Genomic DNA, 11,625 nt, shown 5'->3' on the forward strand with positions numbered 1-11,625 from the left:
CGAACCGCCTTTATCTGAACAACGGCAATGGTACTTTCCGTGAAGTCTCCCGTGAAGCGGGTGTTGATGACCGCAACTGGGGGCTCGGTGCCTCCTTTGCCGATATCGATAATGATGGCGACCTCGACCTGTTCGTCTCCAACTATGTCGGTCGCAACGGTCTCTACCTGAACGACGGCACAGGCAAGTTCACCGATGTTTCCGAGCAGGTAAAAAACAAGCAGCAGGGCTGGGGCAAAGGGCCGGCCTTCGGCGATATCGATCATGACGGCGACCTCGACCTGTACGAAGGGGACTGCAAGCTGGCCAACCAGCTCTACCTGAATGACGGCAAGGGTATGTTTACCGATATTGCCGGTGAGCAGCCGCAATTGCAGTGCGCCACCGTGCGCACCAAGGGAACTGCCTTTGCCGATGTTGATAACGACGGCGACCTCGATCTCTACGTGGTCAACTGGGGCGCGGAGAACAAGCTCTACCTGAACCAGCAGAATGACAACAACTGGCTGAAGGTCAAGGCGGTCGGCAGCGGCTCCAACAAAGATGCGATCGGCACAAGGATCGAATTGTATAATGGCGATCAGCTGCTGGCAGTACGTGAGGTGGGCAGCGCGACCGGTTTCTGTGCACAGGAACCGCTGGTACAACACTTTGGCGTTAAGGCGGGTGACAGTTACCGGGTCAAGGGGCTTTTCCCAAGCGGGAAAGAAGTTATACAAGACGATATTCGTACTGGACAGATACTGCGAATAGAAGAACCGAACTAATGACGGTAGGGGCGACCCAACGGGTCGCCCTTTTTTGTTAGCAACCTCAGGCGACCTGTGGCTCGCCTCTATGTTTTCTTATGACTGAACTTTGTCACACACGCCGATACGGCGGTATCTTCACGCTCTGCATGGCAACATTGATGTACGAGTTGATTCTGACACGGATCTTCTCGGTGCTGATGTGGTACCATTTCGCGTCGATGGCAATCTCTCTGGCCTTGTTCGGTCTCGGCGCCGCCGCCTTGCTCGTCTACCTGCGCCCCCGCTGGTTTCCCGAACAACAACATGCCAAACAAACTAGCCGTTTTGCCTACTGTTTCGGCCTGTCCGTAGCATTGTTTTTTCTCCTGTTTGTCCTGTTTCGGCTGCAACCGCAACTCGGTTTCCGGGTTCTCTCCTTTTTTCATCAGCCCTTCTATCAGCCGTTCCAACAGGGTAATGTCCAGCAAAACCTGGAACTGACCCAGCTGCTCGGCCTGGCAGCCCTCTATCTGCTCACTTCCATGCCATTCTTCTGTTCCGGACTGACGATCACCCTGTTGTTGAGCAGAGAACACCAGAACTTCAAAAAGCTCTACTTTTTCGATTTGTTCGGTGCCGGGGTCGGCTGCCTGCTCATTATCCTGATATTGAAGCTTGTCGGCGGCATCGGCGGGTTGTTGGTGATTGCGATACTCGGGCTACTAGCTGCGCTGTTCCTGCAGGACAAAACGAATCACGGCAAGTCTGCGCTCGGCGTCTGGCTGGCGATCGGGCTCTGCGCGCTGGCCCTGTTCGCCAATCTAGCCAGCGACTTTGCCGAGATCCGTTTTGTCCGCGGGCGCTACGAACCGAACCTGCTCTGGAGTTCCTGGAATTCTTTTTCGCGGGTCGCCGTCTATCCGGCGCAGAGCGAGGAAGCTGGACGCGCCTGGGGCCTGTCGCGCAACTACCGTGGCGCAGTTCCCGAACAGCTGGGGATGGTGGTCGATGATACCGGCTACACCAGCCTTTACCGCTGGACGGGAAAAGATGGCTTGGACTTCTTCCGCGCCAACGTCATCAGCCTCGCCTATACCCTGAAGCAACAGCCGAGTGTTTTGGTGATCGGTCCCGGCGGTGGCAAGGACGTGTTGGCAGCACTGGCGATGGATGCCCGGCGGGTGGTGCCGGTCGAGGTCAACCCGCTGATTATAGAAGCTGTCAATGAACAGTTCGCCAGTTTCAGCGGCGAACTCTACCGGCAACCGAAAGTCGATCTGCAAATCGATGAAGGGCGTAGCTTCATCCGGCGCAGCCAGGAACAGTTCGACATTATCCAGGCATCAGCGGTGTTCGGTCGCATGGCACCATCTGCCGGAGCTTTTACCCTGTCGGAAAACAACCTCTACACACTGGAGGCGTTCAACGACTACTGGCAGCACCTAACCGATAATGGCATCCTTTCGATTTCCCGCTTTATTTTTGAACGGGAGACTTTGCGGCTGGTCGCATTGGGCTTGGAGCTACTCAAACAACAAGGCGTTGCCGACCCGGCCGCCCACATCGCCGTGATCAAGGAGCGCGGGCTGGCAAATTTCATGCTGAAGAAACAGCCTTTCAGCGCTAACGAGCTGCAACAGCTGGCGCAACAGGCGCGGGACAAAGCCTTTGATATTGTCTATTTGCCGGGTTATCAGCAAGGTCAGAAAGTTTTCCAGCAGCTGATCGCCTCCGCTGGCAGCACGGAATTCTATCGAACCTTCCCTTTCGACATCAGCCCGACCGACGACAACCGGCCCTTTTTCTACTACATGCTCAAACCGGGCGATTTTCTCAATCTGTTCAGTTTTCCAGAGCGCGGGCCGTTCGAAGACCGGGCGATCCTGATCCTGCGAAACCTGCTGCTGGTGGTCGGCAGTGCGGTGCTGCTGGTGTTTTTGCTGCCGCTATTGCTCATGCACCGGGAAGCGTTGAAAAACAAACTGGCCGGTCGTCGAATCTGTTATTTTTCCTGTCTGGGGCTTGGTTTCATGCTGATCGAAATCGGACTGCTGCGCCGTTTCACACTATTCCTCGGCCAGCCGATCTATTCCCTGGCGGTCATCCTGTTCGCGCTGCTGGTGTTCTCCGGCCTTGGCAGCCTGCTGTCACAACGCTTTGTCAATAGTGCTCAGCGTTCACTACCACTGTTGCTAGGTGCCCTGATGCTCCTTGCGACCGCCTACAGTTACACTCTGCCGCCCCTGCTGGAAGCTGCCGTCGCCTGGCCATTGGTAGCGCGCTGCCTGTTGTCAGTCCTGCTGCTTGCCCCGCTCGGACTACTACTTGGCATGCCGCTACCGCTCGGGGTGCAGCTGTTACATCCGCAGGGGGATGAAATCCCCTGGAGTTGGGGAATCAACGGCGCAACCAGTGTCCTCGGCACCATTCTGGCCGTGGTGCTGGCGATGAATTTTGGCTTCAACCTGACCATCATGGTCGGTATAGTAGTTTACTTGCCAGCGCTTTTCGTCATCCTGACGTTGCGCTCGAAACGAGGGATAAGATGAGCCGCTCTTTCGCCATTATTCTGCTCTGTCTACTGCTCGGCTGCTCTTCGGAGCAAGGGATCGAGGGGCAGCTGCTGTTTCAGAACAAGCCGTTGCCGGGTGCCCAATTGGAAGTCTACCTACGCAGCGGCAACGAACGTACCTCGACTCCGTTCAGTGTGGCAACCAGCGATGCCGAAGGCCGCTATCGCCTGTCGTTGCCGGCCGGAGAGTACTATCTGGTCGGTAAGCTGAAGCAGCAAAGTGGCGGTCAGAACCGGATGCTGATGGCAGATGCGCCGGCGAATCCCTATCGGGTGTCTGGAGCGATCCTTACCATTCCTCCATTTTCTCTGCGCGAGATGGGACTGGGGGGCAACCTGCCAGCGGATCCCGACACCTGGATCGAAGGACGTTTGACCGCTGCCGGGAAACCGGTGGCCGATGGTTTCGTTTATCTTTACACCGAGGCAATCGATGAGTTGATCGGTCCAACTTACGCTAAGCAGGTTCAGGCTGACCGCGAGGGTAACTTCCTCATCGAACTTCCTGCTGGCAAATACTGGCTCTCGGCCCGCAAACGGGCGGATGGTTCCCGCTCCGGAGCGCCGCAGGTCGGCGACTGGAGCGGGAACTATCCCGGCAACCCGATCAAAATAACTGCCGGAGAACAGCTACACTTGGATGAATTCCCTCTTGCTCGGGTTTCGGCAGAGAAACACCGGCAACGGATGGCCAGTGGCAAATTTGCAGCCACCGATACGGTAATCCATGGCCGAGCTGTCGACCAACAAGGTCAACCGTTAAGCGGTGTGTATGTCTACGCCTACCTTGATAGCCGGATGATCGGGAAACCGAGCCATATCTCTGCACCGACAGGAGCGGACGGTAAGTTTCAGTTGTTCCTAACCAGCGGCGGAGGTTACTATATAGGGGCCCGCAGCACCTTTGGCGGACCGCTGGAGCCGGGAGAATGGGTCGGCACCTATGACGGGCAAGCGGATCACCGTCTCACCCTTGAAACTGGCGAGAACTATGGGCTCGGCGACCTCGTATTAAAAGAAGTCTGGTGATTATGCTTTTTGAAAAAAAACGTAAACTGAACACAAATCGAAGTAAAAAAGAGGGAAAGACACACAAAAAAACGCTCTTTGCCCCGCTTTTCCAACTGCTCATACCAATCATCATTTTAGCGTTGTGGCTAGGACTGCTACCGACTTTAGCCACTTCCGCTGTTATTTCCGAGGACACCGAATGGAGCGGCAGCCGCCAAGTCCGCGAAACAGTGCGGGTCGAAAAGGGGGCCACGCTGGTCATCGCTCCCGGCAGCCAGCTGGAATTTATCGACGGACACTTGGAGGTATCCGGCACCCTGGTGGCGGATCGAGCCAATTTCAGTGGTGCCAACTGGCAGGGGTTGGTCCTGAACCACAACAGCTCTGAGACCAAGATCAGCGACAGCAAGATCACCGGTGCCCAAACCGGCATCCTGATCACTGGGGGAGCGCCGCAACTTACAGGAGTCGTGCTGGAGAACAATCAGGTCGGAATAGAACTGAAGCAGCAGGCCAAGGCGACCTTGGACAACTGCTCCTTCCGCAACAACGGCAAAGTCGGCTTGTTTGTCAAAGAGGGTTCAAACGCGATTGTCAGCAACAACCTCTTCACCGGTAACGGGAAGTTCGGCAGCTATATCTACCGGGCCAACCCCGAACGTTTTGCCAACAACCGTTTCACCAACAACGAGGTCGGGCTGATGATTGCCTACCTCGGCAGCCAGCCGACCATCGAGAAGAACCAGTTTCGCGACAACCGGATCGCCATCCATGTCGACCGGGCAGCCACTCCCCAGCTGCTCGGCAATCTGTTAGAGGCAAACGATATTGGCATCAAACTGCAACGACGTGCAGACCCACTTGTGAAAGGCAACCGTTTGCAGAAGAACAAACTGGGGATGCTGATCTGCTACTCATCCTACCCGCAGATCGTCGGCAACGACTTTCTTGACAACCAACTGGCATTACAGCTGGAACATCAATCGACCAGCTGGGAGCGTGCCAACGGAGCCGCCAGTCGCGAACAGGAGCGGATAGCACACGGGGCGTTCGGAAGCAAAAAGCAACCGGTTGTCGATACCAGTGCCCAGCGGCTGAAAAAACTCGACGGCACGATCGATGCGCGCAACAACTGGTGGGGGGCAACGGAATCACAGCAGATTGCCTCAACAGGTACAGACGGCAACCTCCCCTTTATTCACGATGGCCTGGATCAGCCGCTCTTCCACGATGCGGGCAAAGACTACCCCCTCGACCGGGTTCGTTTTTATCCTGCGGCTCAGCAGCCGCAGTTTGCAGAAAGTGATTGAAAATGTTCAGAATGTTACTGCTTTTACTGCTGCTGCCTTCGCTGGCCGCCGCTGCAGGGATCAAAGGGAGGGTCGCCTGGCGCGGCCAACTGATCGAAGGACTGAAAGTGCATGCCTACCGGTCGATGGACGATCTGGTCGCAGATCAACCATTGGCGATCTCCGCACCGACCGGGGTTGACGGCACCTATCAGCTGGAGCTACCACCAGGCAACTATTTTCTGCTGGCACGCGACTTCACCGGGCTACCGCAGCCGGGCAAGCACTTCTGTTATTACAGCGGTAGCCCGGTCCAGGTCGCCACAGAAGGCTTCCGGCAGGTCGGCTTCAACTTGATCAAAATCCCAGTTCAAGCCGAGCCACGGAACGGCAAGCGCTCTGGACTGCAGGGCCGGATCAGTTACCAGGGGGAACCGCTCGAGCAGAGTTATCTCTACATCTATCAGGACTATCAGAAAAATTTCAAAGGACCGGCCTATTTCATCCAGCCGGTCGCCAAAGGCAACTTCCGCCTGTCCCTGCCACCAGGAGAATACTATGTGCTAGCCCGCAAGCGGGCGCGCGGCGGCCAGTTTGGGCCGATAGAGATCGATGATTATTTCAACTACTATTACGGCAACCCCGTGCAGGTCAAATCCGGTGAAGTCCAGCAGATCGAACTGGAAACGATCAAGCGATTGGCGATGCTCGAGGAGGAGGAACAAGCCTTTCAGGGGATCAAAGGGAGAGTTGTCGGACCGGATGGGCAAGGGATTTCCGGCTTGCGGGTCTTCGCCTATCGAGACCAACAGATGAGCGGGATGCCAAGCTTCTTTTCCCCTGAATCCGACAAAAACGGATATTTCCAATTGTCGATCCCGGAACTTGGCAGCTTCCACCTGCTAGCACGAAGATCATTCGGCGGTCCGGCATCCGATGGCGAACTGTACGGCAAATATGCCGGCAACGCCGATCACGAGGTGACATTAAGTACAGAGACCCCGATTCAGGAGATACGTATCGATGTGGCTCCGAGCCGTTAAACTTCTGCTGCTCTGCCTGCTCCCGGCAAATCTCTGCGCTGCCCCGCTGCTGATTGAAGGAACTCAGACGTGGCTGGGGGCTAAGCGGATCACGGACACGGTCAAAATTCCCAAAGGAGCGGTCCTGCAAATTGCCGCCGGCTCCCAAATTGAGGTTACTTCTCCCCAAGCAAAATTTCTCGTCGGTGGCCGCTTACTGGTTGAAGGGACAGCAGAAAAACCTGTGGTTTTCAAAACCCCCGCCGCTTGGGAGGGGATCGAATTCGTCGAAGCGGAGGCCGGTAGCCGGATCGTCCACGCCCGGTTCACCGATTGTCAGCAGGCAATCGGCATCTTCGCCACCTCCCCTCAGTTGGAGGATAACGACTTCTCCGGCTGCGCCATCGCCATTCAACTGCTGCGCGAATCGCAAACGACAATAGAAAACTGCAGGTTCGTCGACAACCAGATCGGATTGAAAGTCAGCATGCGCTCCAGCCCGACGATCCGCGACAATCATTTCAGTGGGAATCAGGCCGGTGTTCAGATCGGCAGTGGCAGTTCCGGCCTCATTAAGGGCAACAGCTTTAGCGACAATCAACAGGGCATCAATGTGCATCGCCTGTTCACCGGAGAAATCAACGGCAACAGCTTTAGCGGAAACAAAATCGGCATCCAAAACTATCAGACCCGCAACAACCCGGTGATCAAACAAAATCAGTTTCAGCAGAACGAAATGGCGATTGTGGCCGTGTCGTTCTCGTATCCGACGATCCTGCAAAACAACTTCATCGACAATGGAACAGCCCTCCACAACGATCAGTTCGGCTCGGCCAAGGTGGAGCACAACCTGTTCAAAAATAACCGCACAGCGATCTACAACAACCGCAAATCGAACCCGCAAGTCCGAAAAAACCTGTTCGAGAACAACCAGCTGGCACTCTTTTGCGACTATTCCTCCTACCCGGAAATAAAACAGAACCATTTTCTCGCCAATCAGCGGGCGGTGGAGTTAGGGATCTACCAGAGTGCCGATTGGGAGCAACAGGCAGGCTCGACGAAACTGTTGCGGCAAAAAGCGAATGAACGGAAGAGTCGCAACCCGTTGCTGGCGCAAGCACCGACAAAATTTACCGACCGGGTCGATATCACCGACAACTGGTGGGGCGAACAAACCGAGCTGTTGCAAAAATCCGGCGCCGAAGCCAATCTGGACCTGTTTTTCGATCGCCGCGACAAACCACTGGTCAGCTACCCTGGCTACGGTGACCAACAATACCGCCTCGATCTGGTCGTCTACGCCCCCTGGCTGAACGAACCGGTCGCTGACGTCGGGCCGGAGGGACTGCCATGAGATTACTTTTCCTGCTCATTCTCTTACTGTTCGCAAACTCCGCGACCGCGGGGATTATAACCGGCCGAGTCATCAATGGCGATGAGCCGGTCGCCGGGATGCGGGTTGCGGCGTATGCATCGCTGAACCCGAGCGACACCCCTTTGGCGGTCTCACAACCGACCGCTGCAGACGGCGCCTACCGGCTCGAGGTGGCTGGGGAGTATGTAGCCTTATATGCCAGCGATGCAACCGGACGCTTCGCATTTTGCGGCCGTAACCCGGTGGCCCTCGACGCAACGAAAACGGTCTGGGCCGGTCTGCAACTCATCACCCATGGGAAAACCGATGTGGTGGATTACGATGACGAATATTCGGCCGGGCTGGAAGGACAGATTTCGGCCGGGGGAGAACCCTTGTCCGGAGCGGTCGTCTACCTTTACCTGGATGTGACCGATGACCTCAAAGGTCAGGGGTATAGACGTTCGCTGCCGACCGGTGCGGATGGCTTTTTCTCCTTCGACAATCTGCCTGACAGCAATTATTTCCTGGTTGCCCGCAAGCGGCAGAGCGGTGCCGTACTCGGCCCGGTCCGTGAAGGCGACCTGCTCGGCGTCTATCCCGGCAATCCTCTACACCTGAAAGCCGGGCAACAGACCAAGGTCGAGTTCTCCCTGGTGCCGAAGCTTCCCGGTAGCGGCAGCGAGACGCCGAACCGTGCGAGCGCTATTCTATTGCGCGGCCAGATCGTTGATCAACAGGGGCAGCCGGTAGCGGGGCTGCACCTGTTTGCCTACCGCGATCGAGTCATCGGTCATGCCCGACCGGCAGCGCTCTCTGCAGTGACCGGCGCTGACGGACGCTTCGAGGTGAATTTCGCTGAACCTGGGATCTACTACGTTGGCGCCCGCCAAAACTACGGAGACTCCCCGGCACCGGGCGAACTGTTTGGCATGTACGAGGAAACTGCAGACCATAGCCTGAACGTCGCACAGGGGATGGAGGAAATCCGCATCGAAGTCACCCCCATAGATCTATTTTGAGGAAAGCGATGAAAAACAAGTTCATCTATCTTTCCTTGTTCATCCTACTGCTGTCCGGGTGTGCTGCCACCCACCCAGTCACCAAACTCGATAACCAGGTCATCGACAAAGACACCCGTTGGCAGGGGAATATCTTTATCCGCGGCCTCGTCACGGTCAAAAAGGGGGCACTACTGGAAATCGAGCCTGGCACAAGAATCTTTTTTGAACCCCTCGACAATGACGGTGACGGCATCGGTGACGGTGAACTGCTGATCGAAGGAAGCCTGTATGCGGTCGGCACCGAACAGCAGCCGATCCTCTTGACCAGCGGAGCAAAAAATCCGCGACCGCGGGATTGGAAGTTTCTCTATCTCGATTTTGCCCAGGATGTGGAAATAGCTCACCTGATCTCCGAGTATGCCTACAGCGGGGTCCAGATTCACTTCTGCCGTGCAAAAGTGACCGCTTCGGAATTCCGCTACAACGTCGACGGGGTCCGTTTTTCCACCGTCAACATTGACCTGACTCTCAACAATATTCATCATAACCAGCACGGCATCCGTTATGAAGAACGTCAGGGGAGCGGCTGGGTGCACCACAATCGGATCAGCGAGAACCAGGTTGGCATCTTCGCCGTCACCAAAAGTGACGACCGGACTCTGTTTGAAAAAAACAACATTGAAAACAACCGGGAATACCAGATCAAACTCGGCATCGAACAAAAAGAGAACCTGAGTTTTCCCCGCAACTGGTGGGGAGAACTGACCGACCAACAGCTTGCCGAACAGATTTTCGATCGCCACTTCGACCCCAACCTCGGCCAAGTGACAACCCCGCTGAGATTGAAAGAGCCGGTACAGCTCTCCTTATAAATAAGGAGAGAGTACGAAACAGCACACTAAAACTCCAGCGAAAACGGCCGGGATGAATCCCGGCCGTTTTGCTTCTTTTGCAACTGATTTTTTATCCCATGTTCTGCTAGTGATTGCTGAACCCCAACTCGACCAGTACGCAGGTTCCATCTGCAATCAAGTTGATCCCGTTTTCCTTACAGAAACTGATCGCAGCATCGCTCTGTGCCCCAGGCTGCATCCAGATATTCTCGATCCCCTTTTCCACCGCCATCTGCACCACCTTTTCGGTGATCTGTGGCGGCGTGATCACTGAGATGCTTTTGACACTATCAGGTAGGTCGGCAACCGAAGTCACACAGGCCAAACCTTCAATCTCTTTCTGGGCGGGATGGACCGGAACCACTTGACGGTTGTTTTCCAGATAGCAGCGCAGAACTTTGTTGCCGAATTTATCTCGATCATTGGAAGCGCCGACCACGCCAATCACCGGCGAGGTCAAAAAGATTTCCACTTGCTGTTTCACTGACATTTCTTCTCCTTTTACTGTTTTGCGGCCTGTTCCCGTTGTTTGGCACGTTCCAGAGCGGTCCGTCCGCAGACACGCTTTTCGTACTTCTGCAAGGCTTGTGATTCGATAGCCTGTTTTGCCGCACGCGCCCAGCGCAGGGTGTGGGCAGCGAGAATATCGGCCATGGTAAAGCTGTTGTTGACCAAATATTCCTGCTCTCCAAGCCCTTTGTCCAGTACCGCCAGGGCCCGCTGGAATTCCCAGGCGGCAACCGGCAATATCTGCGACACCTTTTTCTCTTCGGGAAACACAAAGCGATGCTTGTGGATCGTCCAGAGCGGTTGTTCAAGTTCGGTCAAAACAAAATAGCACCATTGGTCATATCTGGCCCGCTCGGCAGTGCCGACCGGTGGGACCAGCTCGGTTTCGGGATACTGGTCGCCAAGGTAAGTACAGATGGCGGCCGACTCACTCAGAACCAAGTCGCCATCCACCAGTACCGGCACCTTGCCAAAGGGATTCAAGCGCAGAAAGTCAGGTGCCTGCCCTTCCCCTTTCATCAGATTGACCAGATGGTACCGATACTCAGCACCGATTTCTTCCAAAGCCCAGACAACCCGAGTCGCGCGGGTCATCGGCATACCGTAAAGGTCATACATTGCGTCCCCCTTCCGGATTGGTTTCTATATCAATGATACCTCTGTTAGCGCCGACAAAAACAGCGGCGGGTCTGTTCTCCTCCTGCAGTTATTGGTCAGCAACTCTAGTTTAACAGGGAGCAACCATTTGTGGTCAAACCTTGCGTAATCCCTTTCTGCATGCAAGGCGAATTACCTCCGGCACAAAAACCAAGGGAGATTAAAGGTCAACGAGACAGAGGCCGATTGGCCATATATAATTTTCAGTAATCCACAATGCAGTATTCGAGGAGATAGGTGGCAGGAAGAATTCTTTATCGCCCATTAAATCGTGGGAAACAGCTTCGGCAAGGAAGCGATCTTCAGCCATTTTTCAGCCCTCATCGGTCGGTCCGGTGATCTAATGGTGATGATCAACATTCTCTGCGACGCCTATATCATGATAGAAATTGCCCAAGCCATGCTGGAAATGGAAGTTAACGAGATCGACTATGACGTCAGTGATACCATGAGTGAAGTTGCCAACATCAGGCGGGAGGGCCCAAATCGCGTCAGCTTGATGACAATCTAGATATCACTCTGGCACTCCCGACCACCGTTGTTGGTAAGGGCTACAGCATCTCCACCCCTAAATGAAGCGAC

The 11,625-nt window shown here is 55.2% G+C and carries 12 protein-coding genes; 9 read left to right on the forward strand and 3 right to left on the reverse strand.

Translation table 11 applies throughout. From position 1 onward, the window contains the following. The 8 genes from Q7J88_RS00520 to Q7J88_RS00555 form a co-directional block, all read left to right on the forward strand. Positions 1 to 767, forward strand: a 767-nt coding sequence (locus tag Q7J88_RS00520; RefSeq protein ID WP_303720197.1) for a CRTAC1 family protein, incomplete at its 5' end; no start/stop codon positions are given. An 80-nt stretch (positions 768 to 847) separates the two neighbouring features. Beyond that, complete coding sequence (locus Q7J88_RS00525; RefSeq protein ID WP_303720198.1) at positions 848 to 3,280, forward strand: hypothetical protein; 2,433 nt, start codon at positions 848 to 850, stop codon at positions 3,278 to 3,280. After that, positions 3,277 to 4,332, forward strand: a complete 1,056-nt coding sequence (locus Q7J88_RS00530) for a hypothetical protein (protein WP_303720199.1) — start codon at positions 3,277 to 3,279, stop codon at positions 4,330 to 4,332. Before Q7J88_RS00525 ends, Q7J88_RS00530 begins: the two co-directional genes overlap by 4 nt. 122 nt (positions 4,333 to 4,454) lie before the next feature. Then, positions 4,455 to 5,624 (forward strand): right-handed parallel beta-helix repeat-containing protein, encoded by a 1,170-nt coding sequence (locus Q7J88_RS00535; RefSeq protein ID WP_303720200.1) that lies wholly within the window; start codon positions 4,455 to 4,457, stop codon positions 5,622 to 5,624. 2 nt (positions 5,625 to 5,626) lie between these two features. Beyond that, the gene (locus Q7J88_RS00540; RefSeq protein WP_303720201.1) at positions 5,627 to 6,646 is read left to right on the forward strand and encodes a hypothetical protein; all 1,020 of its coding nucleotides are present in this window, start codon (positions 5,627 to 5,629) and stop codon (positions 6,644 to 6,646) included. Further along, positions 6,627 to 7,979, forward strand: coding sequence for a nitrous oxide reductase family maturation protein NosD (locus Q7J88_RS00545; protein ID WP_303720202.1), 1,353 nt, complete (start codon positions 6,627 to 6,629; stop codon positions 7,977 to 7,979). The genes Q7J88_RS00540 and Q7J88_RS00545 overlap by 20 nt, the downstream gene beginning before the upstream one ends. Then, entirely contained in the window at positions 7,976 to 9,001 is a 1,026-nt protein-coding gene (locus Q7J88_RS00550; RefSeq protein ID WP_303720203.1) for a carboxypeptidase-like regulatory domain-containing protein, read from the forward strand. Before Q7J88_RS00545 ends, Q7J88_RS00550 begins: the two co-directional genes overlap by 4 nt. An 8-nt stretch (positions 9,002 to 9,009) precedes the next feature. Then, entirely contained in the window at positions 9,010 to 9,855 is an 846-nt protein-coding gene (locus tag Q7J88_RS00555) for a right-handed parallel beta-helix repeat-containing protein (RefSeq protein WP_303720204.1), read from the forward strand. A 106-nt stretch (positions 9,856 to 9,961) separates the two neighbouring features. Here Q7J88_RS00555 and Q7J88_RS00560 read toward each other — a convergent pair whose 3' ends face one another. The 3 genes from Q7J88_RS00560 to Q7J88_RS00570 all read right to left on the reverse strand — a co-directional run bounded on the left by Q7J88_RS00560 (position 9,962) and on the right by Q7J88_RS00570 (position 11,353). Continuing rightward, positions 9,962 to 10,366, reverse strand: coding sequence for a CoA-binding protein (locus tag Q7J88_RS00560; protein WP_303720205.1), 405 nt, complete (start codon positions 10,364 to 10,366; stop codon positions 9,962 to 9,964). Between the two features lie 11 nt (positions 10,367 to 10,377). Beyond that, the gene (locus tag Q7J88_RS00565; RefSeq protein ID WP_303720206.1) at positions 10,378 to 11,004 is read right to left on the reverse strand and encodes a glutathione S-transferase family protein; all 627 of its coding nucleotides are present in this window, start codon (positions 11,002 to 11,004) and stop codon (positions 10,378 to 10,380) included. A 199-nt stretch (positions 11,005 to 11,203) separates the two neighbouring features. Further along, positions 11,204 to 11,353, reverse strand: coding sequence for a hypothetical protein (locus Q7J88_RS00570; protein WP_303720208.1), 150 nt, complete (start codon positions 11,351 to 11,353; stop codon positions 11,204 to 11,206). Here Q7J88_RS00570 and Q7J88_RS00575 point away from each other — a divergent pair. Further along, positions 11,315 to 11,554, forward strand: a complete 240-nt coding sequence (locus tag Q7J88_RS00575; protein ID WP_303720207.1) for a chemotaxis protein CheX — start codon at positions 11,315 to 11,317, stop codon at positions 11,552 to 11,554. The genes Q7J88_RS00570 and Q7J88_RS00575 overlap by 39 nt on opposite strands. Positions 11,555 to 11,625: the final 71 nt, after the last annotated feature.

Origin of the sequence: Malonomonas rubra (assembly GCF_003247215.1) — a bacterium.
In the GTDB taxonomy this organism is placed as follows: Bacteria; Desulfobacterota; Desulfuromonadia; order Desulfuromonadales; family Geopsychrobacteraceae; genus Malonomonas; species Malonomonas rubra_A.

Bases quoted from the DNA above. Each gene is read 5' to 3' on its own strand.
- Q7J88_RS00525 (WP_303720198.1), top strand. From the start codon at position 848: ATGACTGAACTTTGTCACACACGCCGATACGGCGGTATCTTCACGCTC.
- Q7J88_RS00530 (WP_303720199.1), top strand. From the start codon at position 3,277: ATGAGCCGCTCTTTCGCCATTATTCTGCTCTGTCTACTGCTCGGCTGC.
- Q7J88_RS00540 (WP_303720201.1), top strand. From the start codon at position 5,627: ATGTTCAGAATGTTACTGCTTTTACTGCTGCTGCCTTCGCTGGCCGCC.
- Q7J88_RS00545 (WP_303720202.1), top strand. From the start codon at position 6,627: ATGTGGCTCCGAGCCGTTAAACTTCTGCTGCTCTGCCTGCTCCCGGCA.
- Q7J88_RS00550 (WP_303720203.1), top strand. From the start codon at position 7,976: ATGAGATTACTTTTCCTGCTCATTCTCTTACTGTTCGCAAACTCCGCG.
- Q7J88_RS00555 (WP_303720204.1), top strand. From the start codon at position 9,010: ATGAAAAACAAGTTCATCTATCTTTCCTTGTTCATCCTACTGCTGTCC.
- Q7J88_RS00560 (WP_303720205.1), bottom strand. From the start codon at position 10,366: ATGTCAGTGAAACAGCAAGTGGAAATCTTTTTGACCTCGCCGGTGATT.
- Q7J88_RS00565 (WP_303720206.1), bottom strand. From the start codon at position 11,004: ATGTATGACCTTTACGGTATGCCGATGACCCGCGCGACTCGGGTTGTC.
- Q7J88_RS00570 (WP_303720208.1), bottom strand. From the start codon at position 11,353: ATGGCTGAAGATCGCTTCCTTGCCGAAGCTGTTTCCCACGATTTAATG.